We start from the raw sequence: 18,936 nt of genomic DNA on the forward strand, positions 1-18,936 counted from the left end.
TATGGATTGTATCAAAAGAAAATTCATACCAGTATTTATTCTCTATGTGACTCTGTTAGTGATGACAAATACACTTTTTAACCTTTTTCCTACGGTATTAGTCTATCTCCTTACGGCCTACAGTGATCAATTTAATTTGCTTTTTATCTTAGTTATTATACTGTTCTATTTAATTTGTCGTTTAATATCAGATTTCGCAACTAAAAAGGCTGAAATGTTCTATCAGGTGTTATCTGAGTCAAAGAAGACTAAGATTGTATCAAAAATGTTGAGCCATACTTACTCAGAATTACAATCATCAGAGATTAGAACAAAGTTATCAAATACCTTATTTGCTATCGATAACCAGTCTCTTTTCATTCGATATTATGAAATTATTACTACACTAGTCTACACATCTGTAACATTGCTTTTTAGCGCTGCTATCATTAGTAAGATCAATCCATTTGTGGCACTAACATGCGTAGTGATAGTCGGGCTATCTATTGGCATAAACGAGTTAAAAAAGAAAATACTATTGATGAGAACAAATAAGTTATTAAACATCAATAAGGGACTTAACTATTTTGAACAACTAGCAAAGAATGAACTATTTTTAAGTGATAATAAAGTTTATGATCTATCTATTTTAGTAAATTCACGGTTTCATAAGTATACAGCAAAGACAAATAAGACACTCCGAAAAGGGATGTTTAGAGTTGCCTTTTTTGATGGTGTCAGTTCATTTTTAGGTGTGGCTAGTCTAGTTATCGGTTCAATCATGTTAATCACTTTATCAAAAAATCAAGCATTTTCTGAACTTAGCCTCGCTATTACCGCACTATTTACTTTTGTTGGCATGATTGAAAACTCTTTTGCAGCTTACTTACAATTATTGACCGTCTGCACCCAACTTTCGTCTTATTATAGCCTAGATAAATTAAAATGTGTACCAAGTAATTTTGATGACACCAGTGAGTACGCTATTGAGATGAATAATATTTCTTACGCCTATACAGGAAGTAATAAAGTCATTGATAACCTTACAATGAAGATTAAAAAAGGAGAAACAGTAGCTTTAGTAGGTGAAAATGGAAGTGGAAAAACAACCTTAATTGGTATTATTGCCGGGATTCTAGAACCACAAACTGGATCTGTTTCTAACGGAGTAAATCATAATTATGCGTTTGTTCAACAAGAGTCAATCCAATTTCCAGAAAGTATAATAGATAACATTATTATTGATAAGGAGAAGGAGAGAAGCAAAATTGAGTCCGTTATTCAATCAGTGAATTTAGAGTCAATATTGTTGCAGGATGAAAATTTTTTAGGGAAAAAACTAAATCCCACTGTGAATGCTGACGGTATTAGCTTATCTGGTGGTCAATTCCAACGCTTAACAATTGCACGAGGATTATATCAAGATTCTCAACTACTTATTTTAGATGAACCAACTGCTTCATTAGACATTGAAAATGAGCATACCATATTTGAAACAGTCTCCAAGTTGCATGATATTGAGACAAAGGTATTTATTTCTCATCGACTTGCTAATTGCCAGATTGCAGACACTATCTATTTTCTAAAAGGTGGCAAAATCATTGAGACTGGTAGTCATGATGAGTTAATGACTAAAAAAGGTGCTTATTATGAATTGTTTAGCAAGCAGAGCAAAATTTATGTGGAAAATGACATAAATATTTTAGAGACGCACATAACTTAATTGGAGGTGAAACAAACATGAAGAAAATTATAGTACTTTTTGGACATAAAGCAGTTGTAAAGGCTGCTAAAGAACAAGGATTTTATGTTATCAATATACTTCAATCCAATATGTTACACAGTACATTTATTAAAGCATGTAATTTTGCAGATGAAACTGTGATCATAAATAATTTATCAGAATTAGATGGGTTAATTGATAGAATTGTATCTACTAACATTGTAGCTGGTATTGTTTCGTTTACTGATACTAGGGACGGAGTCTTAAAATCAGCTGTCTATTCTGAAAAGCTTTTATCTGAAAATCGGTTTGTAACCAAAGAATCGGTAGATATACTTATAGATAAAAAGAAAATGAGAGATTTTTTAAAGTCAATCAATTTAAAACTAGTGCCTAATATCGTTCCCAAAACTGTTGACGACGTGAGACAATTTTTAAAGGTCAATGGAAAATCAATTATAAAACCAGTTGCAGGTCAAGGAAGTCAAGATATCCTTTTGATATCACCTGAAGATAGATTCGAAGATATTTTTCCAAAACAACTTAATGAGTCGTTATCCAATGGATGGTTGATTATGGAAAAATTTATTGATGGTAAAGAAGTAAGCGTTGAGACATTAACTTATGATGGAGTTACACAGATATTTGGGATAACAGATAAGTATAAGATTCCGAAAGGGACACCTCACTCACAATTTGTTGAGAGTGGTCATGTCTTCTGTGCAAATTTAGAATCTTACCTTGTCAATGATATTTATAATAATGTTAGGAAAATCTTTAATCATCTTAACGTCAATACTACATTGGGACACACAGAAATGATAATTGAGAAGGGAACTAATGAGGTATATGTCGTGGAATCTCATCTAAGAGCTGGGGGAGATTGCATACCAGATTTAGTCGAAAATGTATCAGGTTATAATCCATACTATTTATTTTTTAAAGCGTTAGATGGTGAACAGCTGCCTTTAGTAACAAATAAAGGGAGGTCTGGAATATTTTATTATATCCCTGAGGTTGGTAAAATATCATCTGTTACAAAGTATTCTCATACTTTTTCAGATGATATTTATGTAAAAGATAGGCTTGATTTTACAACATTAGATGTCAACCCTATACAAAATTCATTTGATAGAAAATGGGGCTATATTATGTTGTCGGGAACTGATATAGAAGAGGCAGCTAGAAAATATTTTAGTGAGATCTGTATTGAGTATGAAAGAGAGTAATAGTTAAATGGATAACATTATATACATGAAGTACGGTGTACATGCCGGTGAAACAGTTGATAGTATAGTGAGGCGTAAACAAGATGAGATAGCAAAAGTTGGATATACTTTTTGGGGATATGGGGGAAACTTTTGTCACCCTTTAACTCAAGTTCAACCTTTTGCAGAGAATGTCTATAAAAAAGGAGAAAAGCTTTATCTAGTTATGTCTTTAACAGAATCGAAGTTGAATAATACTCCCGATAAGAGTCATTACTTCTCGATTGATAATGTAGATTGGTCTCCCATAGATGAAAAAATTAATGTATTGGGTTCAAAATTTGCTTTGTGCATCAAAAATTTAACAGTTTGCAATTTTGATTTATCTTTGGATACATATTCTGTTGGAATCGGAAATAAATGTGGAACGATTTTGAGTGATTATATCCGTTATCGAGTGGATAAAGCGTGTGCAGTTAAAACAGATAGTTACACCACTAATCATAAGACGGTAAAAATTACACTGCTTGCAGAAGTAATAGCCCCCTTCGCAGTTTTTACAAAATAAAAAATAAAATAGGAGAAATGTTTTGAAAAATTTATTTGCTAACTTAAATTCTTCAATTTCACAACAAATGGTTAACTTGGCAGACCAAGTAACATATAGAAGGCCATCAGCTAACAGAACCTTTGACCAGATTTTTATGCATGGTGGTGATATGATACAACAAACAATGCTAATGCATAGTTTTTTAAGTGATAAAGATGTGCTATTTCTTGGTGATGGTGATGGAATGAGCATGATGTTTGGGTTGTTTGCAACACAAGGACTTACCTCTAAACCTAAGAGCCTCACTGTTCTTGACTTTGATGAGAGAATGGTCAATAACATTGATAAATTTTCTAAAGATTTCGAGTTTTCAGTTCCAGTGAAAGCTTCCATTTATAATGTCATTGATAAAGTTGATCCAGATCTAAAACAAAAATTTGACTTTTTCTATATAAATCCACCTTATGGTTCTAAAAATAAAGGGTTAAGTACGATTGCTTGGTTACATAGATGTATGGAGTTATGTAAACAAGAGTCGTCTGGATGTTTGGTTATACCCTATGATGAGAATGTTTTATGGACTGTTGAAGCTATGAGAAATATTCAAGATTTTTTAATCAAAAGTGGTTTTGTAATTCGTGATATGGTTACGGGTATGCACAGTTATCACTTGCCTGAAGCACCAGGATTAACTTCAGCAACATTAATTGTTGATAGGGTTGAAAACACTTCATCTGAATTTGAAGGTCATATTCTTCCTAAAGAGTACGTAATAAATCTTTATGGTAAGGAGCGCGAAATTCCTAAAAATATAAGCGACGATGGAACTATTTATGGTTATCCAAATTATGATTGGATTTATGGAACAAAGTTTTGGTAATGTTAAAATTAGAAAGGAAGCTTAATGAAAACATCAATATTTATTTTATTGGGTTTAAATAATTTTTTAGATTTTATCATAAAAGAAGCCCAGAATGTAGATCAAATACATATTATAACACCTGTAGGGAGTCTAGAATACACAGAGGACTACTTGGAAAATTTACTTACAGTTGAAACTGAAGTCACTATTTCAACCAATGTAAAAATAAAAAAACTAGAAGAATTAATCAGTTGTATCGGTTCAAAAGCCACTATTGAGCATATTTTTGCTTTTGAAGAATACTGCTTATTAAGTGCCGCATATTTACGGCAACATTTCAAAATTGATGGAAAAAAGCCAGAGGATGTTATCACTTTTAGAGATAAGAAGCTCATGATTGATGTGCTTGAAAATAGTGGTATAAACTCTGTTAAAATTCCATATACAGAGGACTATATAGATTATAGTCAGGTTGTGAGACTGCTAAAAAAATTTAAAAAAGTTATAGCGAAAAGAAAGGATGGTATGGGCTCCAAAGATATGGCAATTTTTACAAGTGATTTGTCTGATTTAGAGGTGAAAGAACTTACAGAAAATATACGTAAAGATAAAAGCTATATAATTCAGGAATTTATAGAAGGTCAAGTGTTTCACTATGATACATTTGTTATTAATAAGACCCCAATAATTAATAACTTGATGATGTATCAAGAAAATCAATTTGAGTTTAAATCAAATAAATCTTTATCTGCAGTGTCAGTTAGTGATAGTCAACTTAGAGATAAACTTATAGATGCGGCTCATGAAGTTATAGCGTGCTATGGGATGGACAAAGTGACACTCCACTTAGAGCTTATAAATTCAGTCAATGGTATCTATTTTTGTGAGATTGGGGTCAGGCCGGGAGGGGCGGGAGTTGTCCCAGTCATTGAATCGTTATTTGGAACAAATCTTTTTGAAGTTGAGTATAACCTCCAATCAAATCATGAGGAACTAATTCCTAATGAAATAATTAGTCAAGTCAACCAGGGAGGATGGACTATAGTTTATCCTAAAAAGGGTAAAGTGACATTTGTGTCTGATGTTGATGAAATTTTAAAATTGGATGGAGTAAAATCAGCTGATGTATATATTAAAGCCGGGGACTCTTTAGGGCTTGGGAAACACTGTGCCACTAAAGTATTTCAATCTGTATATACTGCAGAAAATATTGATGATGTCCTTTCTTTAAAAGATAAAATACTAAATGAATTTAAATTTGAAACAGAATAAGGGGATAATGATGGATGCTACGTATTTTCCACTTTTAGGAATGAACTATATTTTAAATGATACTACACAGATTGTTGACTTAAAGATGGATGGAGTTAATAAGGTCAATATACTTTTGTGTGCGCAACCAAATAGTTACCCTCATTTTGGTACTTTAATTAACTTTATATTTGGATTTGCATATGCAGATATTTTAAGAAAAAAATATAGGGTAGAAGTTGAAGTAACATTGGATCTCTTAGAACATGCTAAAGGAGAAAAAGTAGTTCATGAGGAAAGTGTATATTTCAAGCCCTTAAACCATACGTATAGTAAGGATAGTAAGTTAAGTGATTATGAATTCTATCGTGTGTTTTTTGAAGAATTGTTGTCAGAATTAAGTGAACTCTCTGGTGTTGATTATAAAATCAGAACATTCAATGAGTTTCAAAAGGAACGTCATGCACGTCGGGCGCTGATTGATATGTATAATAATCATGATAGGATTGCCAAAATTATTACACCAAAAGAAAATAAACTTCGTACTAGACTAGCGTGTCCCCAGTGTGGTTTGTACAGCACAAATACTAAAGATACTAAAATCACAGTTTATAAGGATAAGTTAGAATTTAGCACAGAATGTCCAGAACATGGTTTCTGTGAATTGACATTTGATGAAACAAATGAAGTGGAAGTCAATCCCAATGTACCAATGAGAAATCTTATGAAAGGGATCTCTATCATTGAGAATGATGCCAAAAATAATACACTGAGTATTGTATTTGAAGGCTCTGATTGGGGTGGCGTATGGCCTCTGCGTGTCTATTATGAAGGATTGAAGGAAATGGGGTATAACCAGATTCCGACACTTATATATACACCACAAATTTTAGATCGTTCAGGTTCAAAACTTTCAAAACGTAAATATGTTGGAGGAGATTCAGCATATCGTGGTATGTATGATGAGTATATTGTTAATATCTCACTGATTAAAGATGAGCTAGGAGATGATGCGATTAAAAAGTTATGGAATGTCTTTTCACCTTGGGCAAGTGATCCAAAGTATTTCTTTAGAGATTACACTGTAAATTATTTGCTAGAGGTAATGAAGGAGGAGTTTTAATTGAAGAAAATTATTCTGAGTTTTAAACCGGAGTTCTTTAGAGCCTTATTAACCCAAAAGAAACATTTTGAATATCGTTCAAGAATTCCTGAACAACAAACGGTTGCTTACCTTTATTTATCTGCACCTGCTAAAATGATTGTAGGAAAAATGGTTATGGGGAAACGAAATGAGATTAAGTCGTTCTTAAATGATTCTGATTTAAATAATGACTATTGTTTGAATTTAAACAATCATTATCGAGAAGGAGCCAAGTATTTTTCCGCTATTCATTCATTATCGCTTTTAGATAGCCCAGTTCTACTAGAGGAAGCTAAAAAGATGTCTCCTAATTTTTCTGCACCTCAGGGATATAGTTATATAAAAAATTATCAAGAACTTCATGAGTACCTTGAAAAAGCTGATTATTCATTGTTTGAAATAAATCCGAATGAGAGTCTGGAGTTTCTCGGTTTATTTACTAGAGATATAGTTAACAAATTCAGTCAAGAAATTGAAACTCCCAGTTTTTTAGAAAAATTTATATAGATTTAAAGAGACCGAAACAGACCTTGTCAGATACATACAGACTGGCAAGGTCTTTTAGGTTCGAATATTTTTAATAAATCAAATATGTGAAACTTTTTACCTTACTTACTTTGTTCACTCCCTATAAAAATTCACTAATACAGTGAAGGCTATTGAAGTCATTTTATTCGGAGCAACAAGATGGAAAAAGATTATTACATTTTAGTAAATGGTAAGAAAGTTGAAGTATCAGAGGAAGTCTATAAGGCTTATTGGCAGTTAACAAATCGTGAGAATTATTTGAAACGTTTAGATGCAAAATATAATGTATTGCCGTTTTCAAGTTTTGGAGATTATGAATATGACATCCTTGATAAACTAGCAGACAAGTCCATAGATATTGAGAAAATTGTTGAGACTAGGGAGCTGTTGAAACTTCTTGAATTAGCTTTGTCAAAGTTAAATGATGAAGAGTATGCCCTAATTTCGGATTTATATTTTAAAGAGCTATCCATTAGAGCGTTAGCAGAGAAAAAACATATTCCTCCAAGTAGTCTGGCCTACCTGAGAGACAAGATTTTGAAAAAACTTAGAAAATTTTTTGAACAGTAAGGCATATTTTTCACTTAAAGAGTAAGAGACAAAAATGCCTATTGTTCATTGAAAATTGAATAGACCACGGTGGGACTTTCCTAGTTTGCCGAGCAATCTCACAAGACGCCAAGACCGTAAGCGAGCGATAAATCTTGATGAGACAATAGACCGACACTCTATGCCAAGACACATTCTAGGGACAATGATACTTCTAAACGTTGTTGCTTCTCAATCGTTAATAGAGGAGAGATGAGATTTCTATGTTGTGCGTCAGCACACCTGCCAATGTCGTAAAACTATAGTTTGATTTTAACTAGGAGAAATTTTATGGAGGCAATAATTGATTATTGTTTATTTTGTAGTATGTTAAATAGACTTTTAAGTCTAAAATTAATAACAAATGACGAATATCGTTTACTTTCAGAGATGTTACACAAAAAAATTAAAAATAGTACAAATGTTAGTACTAAACTGGCTGACAAATTGATATAAGAGCGATTTTTAAACCATCAATAAAATAGAGCGATACTTTATATGCCATGATACGAATGATATACAATGATACTTCTGACCGTTCAGACTGCCACCGTAAAAGAGCAGCAAGTGAAATTCTTATGATGACTTCATCAGTCATGCCATGGATGTGAAAAAATCTAAGAAAGGAAGTAGTAAAATCATGGAAACAGTAAACTATAAAGATTTAGTTGCGATTGGTTTTCCAGAGCACACATCAAGAAATATTATTAGACAAGCAAAAAAGATTGCTGTAAAAAAGTTTGAAGAAGCTAGAAAAAATGATAAGAATGCGGTACAATTAGGATGTTCACCTTTCGATAATAAAAGGTTAGGCATTGCTCCTAAAAATATTGTAGAAAATTTAATTGGTATTTCTTTTTCAGATATAGAAGGTGAGAAAAATGGTTATATCAAAGACAAAGAAATATAAAGGTGTATACAAAGATTCAAAAGGAAAAATTTATTTTCAAATTGAATTAGGAGTTGATCCAATAACTGGGAAAAGAATCCAAAAGAAAGGAAGGAAAAATCAACAAGGACTACCGTTTAATTCTTTTAAGGAAGCATATGAAGAGATACTTCGTTTAAAACATGAATTTGTGAACTCTACTACTAATAATAGTTTTCTAACTTTTAGAGAGTTTATGGAAGAGATTTATTTAAAATATTATCAACAAAAAGTTCAATTTGTAACTTATCAGACCGCTTTACCACATCATCAATTATTTATTAAGCAATTTGGTAGTAAAAAATTATCAGATATTAGTACTATTGACTGTGAAAGATTTCGCTTAGCTATTATAGACAAGTATTCTAGTAACTATGCTAAAAATATGTGGTCTAGATTTAAAGCATGTCTGGGCTATGCAGAAAGATTGGGTTATATTGATAGAGTTCCTTTTAAAGGATTAGATAATCCTAGAGGAAAACACCCTGATACAAAATTTTGGACATTTGATGAATTTAAGAAGGTAATAAACTCTTTTGATATTAGTGAGTATGAGGGACTCCATAATTACATGACGATCTGGTTATATTTTATGACTGGTTTAAGAGTTAGTGAGGGTATTGCTCTTAAATGGGAAGATATTGATTTTGAACGTAAATGGATTCATGTTCATTCGACAATTGAGAAAGACAAAAACGGTGTATGGTATGCTAAACAACAAACAAAGACAGTAGCAGGGAATCGTAAAATTGATTTAGATGATTTTACGATTACAATACTTAGAAAATGGCGAGAAGTTCAAATCAAGAATGATGAAAAAGATTATGTAATATCACGTTTTGGTGCCCCCTTGTGTAAGTCTACAATTTCTAGGATAATAAAAAGGCATGCTAAGATTACTGGTGTACCAGAAATTACGGGGAAAGGATTAAGACATAGTCATGCATCTTATCTTATAAATGTGTTACATAAGGATACTTTATATGTTTCATATCGATTAGGACACGCTGATAAGTCAACTACGTTGAATACATATAGTCATTGGTATTATTCAGGTGATTCAACAATTTCAGAAGAGATTACAAACAGTTTAGATAATCTTGGATTATCAATTTACCTACCAAATTCCTGCCAGAGTTGAAAATTGAGGAATTAACCCACTAATACTGGGAGAAAATAGGATTTGCAAATTGTTACTCTTAAATAATAGAGCAACTACATTTGTAGCTTAAAAACATGATTAAACCGTTATTCTTAGGAGTAGCGGTTTTTCTTTTTGTTCAAAAAGGGGCACAAATTGGGGCTGTTAAATTTTGGCTAAGAAATATATAGGACTAGTGATAAAATAATTTTACTTTTTTATTCCTTTTTGATATAATAGACGACAAGAAAGAATATCTTATCAGTAAATCCCAAGCGAGCCTGAGATAGTGAGAGTCAGGTGGTTGAGAGATGAGTGTGGCGCTTTTGGTAAATTTTAAAAAATAATGAAGTAATAAATTAGGGTGGAACCGCGTTTCTGACGCCCCTAGTCGCAAGGCTTGGGTGTTGAAATTCGGTTCTTTTTGAATTCGTCTAATGCCTAAGTAGAAAGGAGCATAATGCTTAAAGGATCTTGTTTATGTAAAGCAGTGACCTACACTCTAGATGAGGAATTATCGGAATTAGTTTTTTGTCATTGCTCATTTTGTCGGAAAGCAACTGCGTCTGCCTATACAGTTAATGCTAAAGTTAGCAGTGAAAAGCTAGTATTGCATGGAAAAGAAAAGCTTGTTTCCTATAGTTCTTCTCCAGGAAAACAGCGTTATTACTGCCAGAACTGTCATAGTCAAATTTTTACTGTTCAAGAAAATATACCAGAAGTCTGTGCTTTGAAATTAGGTACAATAGATGAATGCGATCAGAATTTACAAACTGTTCCTAAACGTCATATTTTTCAGGACCCAGCCTTTTCTTGGTTGCTTGATAAATAAATCTAAGAAGATAATATAAATTAAAGGAGTAAACAATGTCTAAAAAATTGACTTTCCAGGAAATCATCCTTACTTTGCAACAATACTGGAATGACCAGGGTTGTATGCTCATGCAGGCTTATGATAACGAAAAAGGTGCGGGAACCATGAGTCCTTACACTTTCCTTCGTGCTATTGGTCCTGAGCCATGGAATGCAGCTTATGTAGAGCCATCACGTCGTCCAGCAGACGGTCGTTACGGGGAAAATCCAAACCGTCTTTACCAACACCATCAATTCCAAGTGGTTATGAAACCTTCTCCAGCAAATATTCAGGAGCTTTACCTTGAGTCTTTGGAGAAATTGGGAATCAATCCTTTGGAACACGATATTCGTTTCGTTGAAGATAACTGGGAAAACCCATCAACTGGTTCAGCTGGTCTTGGATGGGAAGTTTGGCTTGACGGTATGGAAATTACTCAATTCACTTACTTCCAACAAGTCGGTGGCTTGGCAACTGGTCCTGTTACAGCTGAGGTTACTTATGGTTTGGAACGTTTAGCTTCTTACATTCAAGAGGTAGACTCAGTTTACGATATCGAGTGGGCTCCAGGTGTTAAATACGGAGAAATCTTCCTTCAACCTGAATACGAGCATTCAAAATACAGCTTTGAAGTTTCAGACCAAGACATGCTTCTTGAAAACTTTGAAAAATTTGAAAAAGAAGCTGGACGTGCATTAGAACTAGGTCTTGTGCACCCAGCCTACGACTATGTTTTGAAATGTTCACATACCTTCAACTTGCTTGATGCTCGTGGAGCCGTATCTGTTACAGAACGTGCCGGTTACATTGCCCGTATTCGAAACTTGGCCCGTGTTGTAGCTAAAACTTTCGTCGCCGAACGTAAGAAACTTGGCTACCCACTTCTCGACGAGGCAACACGCGCCAAACTCCTAGCAGAAGAGGAAGAATAAAGAGAGCGTATTAGATGGGATTGTCTGATAGAGCAATCCTACAAAAACAGTTGCCGCAGTGATAAAGGTATCGTTAGAGAAACTAACGATACCAGGCAAAATTGGAGACTTTAGGCTCCAATTTTAGCAATGAAACGACGAAGTCGGTTGCTTGCGTGCCAATCACATAAGGCGAACTGGAAAAAAAGATATTTTTCGGAGAAAAAACATGACAAAAAACTTATTAGTAGAACTAGGACTCGAAGAGTTACCTGCCTACGTTGTCACACCAAGTGAAAAACAACTAGGCGAAAAAATGGCAGCCTTCTTGGATAATAACCGTCTTTCATACGAAGGAATTCAAACCTTCTCAACTCCACGTCGTTTGGCTGTTCGCGTACTTGGTTTAGCAGACCAACAAACGGATTTGACTGAAGATTTTAAAGGACCTTCTAAAAAAATTGCCTTGGATGCAGAAGGAAATTTCTCTAAAGCAGCGCAAGGCTTTGTCCGTGGTAAAGGCTTGACTGTAGATGATATAGAATTTCGTGAAATCAAAGGTGAAGAATATGTCTACGTAACTAAGCATGAAGCTGGAAAACCAGCTGAGGAAGTTTTGGCTGGAATTCCAGAAGTTTTGGCTAGTTTAAGCTTCCCAGTAAGTATGCACTGGGCAAACAATACCTTTGAATATATCCGTCCAGTCCATACGTTGACAGTTCTTTTGAATGATGTGGCACTCGATATGGATTTCTTAGATATTCATTCAGGAAGAGTTAGCCGTGGACATCGTTTCCTTGGTCACGAAGTAGAAATTCAGCATGCTGATAGCTATGAAGAAGACCTGCGCAAAGTTTATGTTATTGCTGATAGCACTGAACGCGAAAATATGATTCGTGAGCAGATTAAGACTATTGAAGCTGAAGAAGGTGTTCTGGTACAAATTGATGAAGGACTCTTGAATGAAGTTCTGAATTTGGTTGAATACCCAACTGCTTTCATGGGGAATTTTGATCCTAAGTACCTAGAGGTTCCAGAAGAGGTTTTGGTCACTTCAATGGAGACTCATCAACGCTACTTTGTAGTTCGTGACCTTGATGGAAATCTAAAACCAAACTTTATTTCTGTTCGTAACGGAAATGCAGAGTATTTGGATAATGTCATCCGAGGAAATGAGAAAGTCTTAGTTGCGCGTCTTGAAGATGGTGAATTTTTCTGGCGTGAAGACCAAAAATTGAAGATTGAAGATCTTGTAGCTAAATTATCACACGTAACCTTCCATGAAAAGATTGGTTCATTACGTGAACACATGATTCGTACAGGACAAATTGCTATCCTGCTAGCTGAAAAAGCTGGTCTATCAGTTGATGAAACTATTGACCTTGCTCGTGCTGTAGCTATTTATAAGTTTGACCTCTTGACTGGTATGGTTGGTGAATTTGATGAGCTTCAAGGGATCATGGGTGAGAAATATGCTCTTCTTGCAGGTGAAAATGCTGCAGTGGCGCAAGCTATTCGTGAGCATTATCTTCCTGATTCAGCAGACGGTGCTCTTCCTGAATCTAAAGTTGGAGCAATACTTGCACTAGCCGATAAATTGGATACTCTTTTGTCCTTCTTCTCTGTTGGCTTGATTCCATCTGGTTCAAATGACCCTTATGCTCTTCGTCGTGCAACACAAGGGATTGTCCGTATCTTGGAAGACTTTGGATGGAATATTCCAATGGACGAATTGATTGCTAGCCTTTATGCCTTATCATTTGATAGCCTAACTTACGATAATCAAGAAGAAGTGCTTAACTTCATCAAAGCTCGTGTTGATAAGATGATGGGTTCTACTGCAAAAGATATTAAGGAAGCTGTTCTTGCAAGTTCAAACTTTGTTGTTGCAGATATGATTGAAGCAGCAGAAGCCTTAACTGAAGCTGCAAAAACTGAAAACTACAAATCATCAGTTGAATCATTATCTCGTGCCTTTAACCTAGCGGAAAAAGCAGAAGGCTCCGTCAAAGTTGATACTAGCCTCTTTGAAAATGAACAAGAAAAAGAACTAGTTCAAGCTGTCGAAAGTCTTGAATTGAAAGGTTCAGCTAACGATAAATTGACGCAACTATTTGCCCTTAGTCCTGTTATTGATGCTTTCTTTGACAATACTATGGTTATGGCAGAGGATGTTGATGTTAAGAATAATCGTCTAGCTATTCTAACTGAACTTGTGAATAAAGCGAAAACAGTCGCTGCTTTTAATCTTCTTAATACAAAATAGAAATTAAAAAGTAGATTGGAGATCCAAATATGACACCAGAAAAAATCGCTCGTATTAATGAGCTTGCGAAAAAGAAAAAAACAGAAGGCTTGACTGCAGAAGAAAAAGTAGAACAAGCTAAACTTCGTGAGGAATATATCGAAGGCTATCGTCGTTCAGTTCGTCATCACATTGAAGGAATCAAAATCGTAGATGAAGATGGAAATGATGTGACTCCTGAAAAACTTCGTCAGGTACAACGTGAAAAAGGTTTGCATGGCCGTAGTCTTGACGATCCAAATTCATAAGTTGAATAAATTAAATACTCGGTTAGCGTATGCTAACCGAGTATTTGTTTTAAAAAAAGGAACCTAAAGAGGTTCCTTTAGTATTAAATTTTATACTCATCGAAAATCAAATTCAAACCACGTCAGCTTCACCTTGCCGTACTCAAGTACAGCCTGCGGCTAGCTTCCTAGTTTGCTCTTTGATTTTCATTGAGTATTAGTTACTTGCACCAGAAGTAGCGTCTGCATCTCCATGGCCTCCGTCAGCTGAGTCAGAAGCACCAGAAGTAGCATCGGCATCTCCGTGACCTCCAGCAGAAGCAAACGGACCGCTTCCTCCTACCAAGCGTTGACCTGTTTCTTTCAAGTACCAGTCAAGCCATGGTTGGAAGTTAAAGACAATTTCATTGATACCAGCATATGAACCATCAGGATAGTACATTGCTTGGTAGTTGTGAGTATTGATAACACCAGCAGGTGAACCTGGAACAATGGTACGTACGTATTCTTGGTTACCGTTTCTAAGAGTTCCAATAACCCACTCAACATTTTTCATACGTGCTGGTGGAAGTGAACCGTGAACGGTTGACATACGGCTACCAGATTGAGATGGTACACGTTTTGCAAACATTGTATCAGGATCTTGGTGAGCGTTGTTGTAGTAGAGGAATTGGTTGTTATCGTCAGCATATGTCAATTCAAAAGGCATAGCTTTCAAGAACATATCAATTTGGTTAACAGTCAAGATACCATGGTCAAGTTTAACATATGTATCACCTGAAACAGCACCTGTAATTTCAGCGACTTTTTCTACCCAGTTTGGATCGTCAGGATCAACTTCTGTAATAGTTGTAGCGATTGGTTTTCCACAATCCAAGTCTTCTGGTTCAATTGGTTTTGGTTTTTTCAATTTAGAAACGACTCCTACGTATTTGACAAAGTTATCTAAGCAAGTTTCAAGGAATTTAACAGTTCCTTCGTTGATGATGTTTCCATCAGCATCAAAAGCTTCTTTAGCTTTTCCAAGAAGGAATTCATTACCTGGAAGAGTATAGGCATTTACACCTGGAGCATCAAGAATCTTACGAAGGTGAACTTGCGCACGAGAAGTTCCTTGGTCGTAGTAAGAAGCACCCACGATCATCACTGGTTTGTTTTCAAATGGATGTACTTCATATGAAAGCCATTCAAGAACTGACTTGAGTGAAGCAGAAATTGTATGGTTGTGCTCAGGAGTAGCAATAATCACACCATCAGCACGAGTAATTTTATTGTAAAGAAGGCGCAATTGGAAACTTTCGTCCCATTTTTCGTCTTGGTTAAACATTGGAACTTCATCGATTTCAAGAACTTCTAATTCAAATTTCAGTTTGAAATTACGACGGATGAATTCCAAGAGTTTGCGGTTATATGATTGGTCGTAGTTTGATCCAACAAGTCCAACAAATTTCATTCTTTCGATCTCCTATCTTACAAATTTTCCCAGTCAAATTCTTCTGCATCTTTACGAAGAAGTTCTTGTGCATTACGCAATTTTTCTGTAATCTTGACAAAGATACGGAAGTCATCAAAGATGGCATCCAATTTCTTGATAACATCAAGATCTACCAAGTCACCATTCTTATCGAATGCTTGAAGAGAATGAGAGAGCAAGAACTCATCTGGGAGAACATTTGCTTTAATTTCAGGCGCATTTAGGATTTGACGGAGTTGCAATTGAGCACGTGAAGAACCGAGTGTACCGTATGAAGCACCTGTGATCATCACTGGTTTGTTAAGAAGTGGAAATACTCCATAAGAAATCCAAGCAAGAGCGCTCATAAGAACAGCAGGAATTGAGTGATCATATTCAGGAGTGCCGATAATTACACCATCAGCTGCTTCGATTTTTGCAACAATTTCTAAGGCTTCTGCAGGAATAAGTTTATCTGCAGGTTTGTTGAAGACTGGTAGGTCTTTAATTTCTACCAATTCGATTTCTGCTTTATCAGCAAAGTGTTTTTGCATATATTTAAGCAGTTGGCGGTTTGTGGAACGTTTAGAGTTAGTTCCTACAATAGCAATAAGTTTTAGCATGAGCTTTCCTTTCTCTTTTTGCATTATTTATTAATTATCTTTGGATACCGGATGAACAAGCGATATGTCCATCTTTATCAATAAGGATGGCTTCGATTCCATCGATATTTTCGATTTGCCACATGATAGAAGCGCTGCGCTCACCAAACAATCGTGTGGTCCATATCTCACCATCAACTGAGCGGTCAGATATAATCGTTAAACTAGCCAAATCCGTTTCAATAGGATAGCCAGTTTCACTATCGAAAATGTGATGATAATCCTTTCCATCAATTTTAAGATGCCGTTCATAAATTCCAGATGTAACAACTGACTTACCAGTAATAGACAAGGTCATCAGGTGATTACCGCGTGGGTGATTAGGATCTTGAATACCGATTTGCCACGGTCGATCATCTTTTGATTGGTTGTTTCCAATTGTGAGGATGTTTCCTCCAAGATTGATAAGAGCAGAAGTGACACCATTTTCTTTTAAGAAAGTAGCAACCTTATCTGCGCTATAGCCCTTTGCTAAACAACCTAAGTCAATTTTCATCCCTTTTTTTTCTAAAAAAACAGTAGAATCAATTGAATCAAGCTTGATAAAACGGGGATCTATCAATGGTAAAACCGAAGAAATTTCTTCAGGACTAGCAACTTTGGCATCGGCAAAACCGATACGCCAGGTTTGTACCAAGGGACCAATACTAATGTTGAGATGACTTCCAGGAGCTAGACTGTGTTCTAATCCTAAAGAAATCAGTTCAAACAAATCAGGATGGACCTTAACTGGGGCAATTCCCGCCTGATAGTTAATTTCCATCAATTCCGATTCGGTACTATTCGCATTAAATCGAAATTCAAGTTCCTTGAGCAAATCAAAAGCTTGACGGAGAAGATTATCCGCTTGTTCATGTACCAAGGAAATAGTAATCGTAGTTCCCATTAACCGTTCAGATAATGAACTGAGAGGCAAAAAATCAACTCCCTTCAAATCAATTGGAAATAGTTGTAAATCCAGATATGAAAGCAATCTGAAGATTTATATTTCATTTCCATATAAATAGAATATCATAAAGTCAGCGTTTTCACAAATTATTTTTTACAAAAAGTCAAGAAATATGCTTGAATAAATAAAAAATGTGCAAAAAACTTTGAAAAGATTGAAAATAAATTGATATATATTTCAAAAAAATTTCAAAAAAACAGTAAACTAGTCAAAAAACTTGTAAACGCTCACAGATAATGATATACTAGAAAGGTAAATAAAAAATTAAAGGTAGGAATTATCTTATGAGTAAAATTGTAGTCGTGGGTGCTAACCACGCTGGAACTGCTTGTATCAACACTATGTTGGACAATTTTGGAAGTGAAAATGAAATCGTTGTCTTTGACCAAAACTCAAACATTTCGTTCCTAGGATGTGGAATGGCTCTTTGGATTGGTGAGCAAATCGATGGTCCAGAAGGTCTCTTCTACTCAGATAAAGAAAAATTGGAAGCAAAAGGTGCTAAAGTTTATATGAACTCACCAGTTCTTTCAATTGACTATGATAATAAAGTTGTTACTGCTGAAGTTGATGGAAAAGAACACAAAGAATCATACGAAAAATTGATCTTTGCGACTGGTTCAACTCCAATTTTACCACCAATCGAAGGTGTTGAAATTGTTAAAGGTAACCGCGAATTCAAAACAACTCTTGAAAATGTACAATTCGTTAAATTGTACCAAAACGCAGAAGAAGTTATCAATAAACTTGCTGACAAGAGCAAACACCTTGAGCGTATCGCTGTTGTCGGTGGTGGATACATCGGTGTTGAGCTTGCTGAAGCATTCGAACGTCTTGGAAAAGAAGTTGTCCTTGTTGACATCGTAGACACAGTCTTAAACGGATACTACGACAAAGACTTCACTCAATTGATGGCTAAAAACTTGGAAGACCACAACATCCGCCTGGCACTTGGACAAACTGTTAAAGCTATCGAAGGTGACGGTAAAGTTGAACGCTTGATCACTGACAAAGAAACATTCGATGTTGACATGGTTGTTCTTGCAGTTGGTTTCCGTCCTAACACAGCTCTTGCTGATGGCAAGATTGAACTTTTCCGCAACGGTGCCTTCCTTGTAGACAAGAAACAAGAAACATCACTTCCAGGAGTATTCGCTGTGGGTGACTGTGCGACTGTTTATGACAACGCTCGTAAAGACACTAGCTACATCGCTCTTGCATCAAATGCTGTACGTACTGGTATCGTAGGTGCTTACAATGCTTGTGGACATGAACTTGAAGGAATCGGTGTTCAAGGATCAAATGGTATCTCAATCTACGGTCTTCACATGGTTTCAACTGGTTTGACTCTTGAAAAAGCTAAAGCTGCAGGCTACAATGCTGTTGAAACAGGCTTCAACGATCTTCAAAAACCAGAATTTATGAAACATGACAACTATGAAGTAGCAATCAAGATTGTCTTTGATAAAGACAGCCGTGAAATCCTTGGTGCTCAAATGGTATCTCGTGATTCAGCAATCAGCATGGGAATTCACATGTTCTCATTGGCTATCCAAGAACATGTTACAATTGAAAAATTGGCATTGACAGACCTATTCTTCTTGCCACACTTCAACAAACCATACAACTACATCACAATGGCTGCACTTACAGCTGAAAAATAATAATTTGTAA

The 18,936-nt window shown here is 35.3% G+C and carries 18 protein-coding genes; 15 read left to right on the forward strand and 3 right to left on the reverse strand.

Going from position 1 to position 18,936, the window contains the following annotated elements:
• Position 1: 1 nt before the first annotated feature.
• The 14 genes from AXE83_RS04655 (at position 2) to AXE83_RS04720 (ending at position 14,219) form a co-directional block, all read left to right on the forward strand.
• A complete protein-coding gene (locus AXE83_RS04655; protein ID WP_060955613.1) occupies positions 2-1,702 on the forward strand; it encodes an ATP-binding cassette domain-containing protein in 1,701 nt (566 codons plus the stop codon).
• Between the two features lie 17 nt (positions 1,703-1,719).
• A complete protein-coding gene (locus AXE83_RS04660) occupies positions 1,720-2,931 on the forward strand; it encodes an ATP-grasp domain-containing protein (RefSeq protein ID WP_060955614.1) in 1,212 nt (403 codons plus the stop codon).
• Between the two features lie 25 nt (positions 2,932-2,956).
• Positions 2,957-3,478: a hypothetical protein gene (locus tag AXE83_RS04665; RefSeq protein ID WP_150114525.1), complete on the forward strand. Its 522-nt coding sequence runs from the start codon at positions 2,957-2,959 to the stop codon at positions 3,476-3,478.
• A 22-nt stretch (positions 3,479-3,500) separates the two neighbouring features.
• Positions 3,501-4,340, forward strand: a complete 840-nt coding sequence (locus AXE83_RS04670; protein ID WP_060955616.1) for a bis-aminopropyl spermidine synthase family protein — start codon at positions 3,501-3,503, stop codon at positions 4,338-4,340.
• A 24-nt stretch (positions 4,341-4,364) separates the two neighbouring features.
• Positions 4,365-5,594: an ATP-grasp domain-containing protein gene (locus AXE83_RS04675; RefSeq protein ID WP_060955617.1), complete on the forward strand. Its 1,230-nt coding sequence runs from the start codon at positions 4,365-4,367 to the stop codon at positions 5,592-5,594.
• Positions 5,569-6,696, forward strand: a complete 1,128-nt coding sequence (locus AXE83_RS04680; protein WP_150114526.1) for a hypothetical protein — start codon at positions 5,569-5,571, stop codon at positions 6,694-6,696. Before AXE83_RS04675 ends, AXE83_RS04680 begins: the two co-directional genes overlap by 26 nt.
• A complete protein-coding gene (locus AXE83_RS04685; protein WP_022524910.1) occupies positions 6,697-7,224 on the forward strand; it encodes a hypothetical protein in 528 nt (175 codons plus the stop codon).
• A gap of 180 nt (positions 7,225-7,404) precedes the next feature.
• Positions 7,405-7,815 carry a hypothetical protein gene (locus AXE83_RS04690; RefSeq protein WP_060955619.1) on the forward strand — a complete coding sequence of 137 codons (411 nt, stop codon included), beginning with the start codon at positions 7,405-7,407 and terminating at the stop codon, positions 7,813-7,815.
• A 658-nt stretch (positions 7,816-8,473) separates the two neighbouring features.
• Positions 8,474-8,743, forward strand: coding sequence for a DUF3173 family protein (locus AXE83_RS04695; RefSeq protein ID WP_000450956.1), 270 nt, complete (start codon positions 8,474-8,476; stop codon positions 8,741-8,743).
• On the forward strand, positions 8,715-9,902 hold the full coding sequence (locus AXE83_RS04700) for a tyrosine-type recombinase/integrase (protein ID WP_049525899.1): 1,188 nt from the start codon (positions 8,715-8,717) through the stop codon (positions 9,900-9,902). Before AXE83_RS04695 ends, AXE83_RS04700 begins: the two co-directional genes overlap by 29 nt.
• A 460-nt stretch (positions 9,903-10,362) precedes the next feature.
• Entirely contained in the window at positions 10,363-10,734 is a 372-nt protein-coding gene (locus AXE83_RS04705) for a GFA family protein (protein ID WP_000912012.1), read from the forward strand.
• A 35-nt stretch (positions 10,735-10,769) separates the two neighbouring features.
• Positions 10,770-11,687, forward strand: coding sequence for a glycine--tRNA ligase subunit alpha (glyQ, locus tag AXE83_RS04710; protein WP_060955620.1), 918 nt, complete (start codon positions 10,770-10,772; stop codon positions 11,685-11,687).
• Between the two features lie 208 nt (positions 11,688-11,895).
• The gene (glyS, locus tag AXE83_RS04715) at positions 11,896-13,932 is read left to right on the forward strand and encodes a glycine--tRNA ligase subunit beta (protein WP_060955621.1); all 2,037 of its coding nucleotides are present in this window, start codon (positions 11,896-11,898) and stop codon (positions 13,930-13,932) included.
• A 29-nt stretch (positions 13,933-13,961) separates the two neighbouring features.
• Positions 13,962-14,219: a DUF896 family protein gene (locus AXE83_RS04720; protein WP_000187071.1), complete on the forward strand. Its 258-nt coding sequence runs from the start codon at positions 13,962-13,964 to the stop codon at positions 14,217-14,219.
• 196 nt (positions 14,220-14,415) lie between these two features.
• On the opposite strand, the gene AXE83_RS04725 is transcribed toward AXE83_RS04720, so the two are convergent.
• From AXE83_RS04725 to AXE83_RS04735, 3 genes are read right to left on the reverse strand one after another with little or no spacing between them, the layout of a single operon-like run.
• Positions 14,416-15,651, reverse strand: coding sequence for an NAD(P)H-dependent oxidoreductase (locus AXE83_RS04725; RefSeq protein ID WP_060955622.1), 1,236 nt, complete (start codon positions 15,649-15,651; stop codon positions 14,416-14,418).
• A 17-nt stretch (positions 15,652-15,668) separates the two neighbouring features.
• Positions 15,669-16,274, reverse strand: a complete 606-nt coding sequence (locus AXE83_RS04730) for an NADPH-dependent FMN reductase (RefSeq protein WP_060955623.1) — start codon at positions 16,272-16,274, stop codon at positions 15,669-15,671.
• 34 nt (positions 16,275-16,308) lie between these two features.
• Entirely contained in the window at positions 16,309-17,229 is a 921-nt protein-coding gene (locus AXE83_RS04735) for an FAD:protein FMN transferase (RefSeq protein ID WP_060955624.1), read from the reverse strand.
• Positions 17,230-17,546: 317 nt separating this feature from the next.
• Here AXE83_RS04735 and nox point away from each other — a divergent pair, with 317 nt between their 5' ends.
• Positions 17,547-18,926 (forward strand): H2O-forming NADH oxidase, encoded by a 1,380-nt coding sequence (gene nox / locus AXE83_RS04740; RefSeq protein WP_060955625.1) that lies wholly within the window; start codon positions 17,547-17,549, stop codon positions 18,924-18,926.
• Positions 18,927-18,936 lie beyond the last annotated feature (10 nt).

This window comes from Streptococcus sp. oral taxon 431 (assembly GCF_001553685.1).
In the GTDB taxonomy this organism is placed as follows: Bacteria; Bacillota; Bacilli; order Lactobacillales; family Streptococcaceae; genus Streptococcus.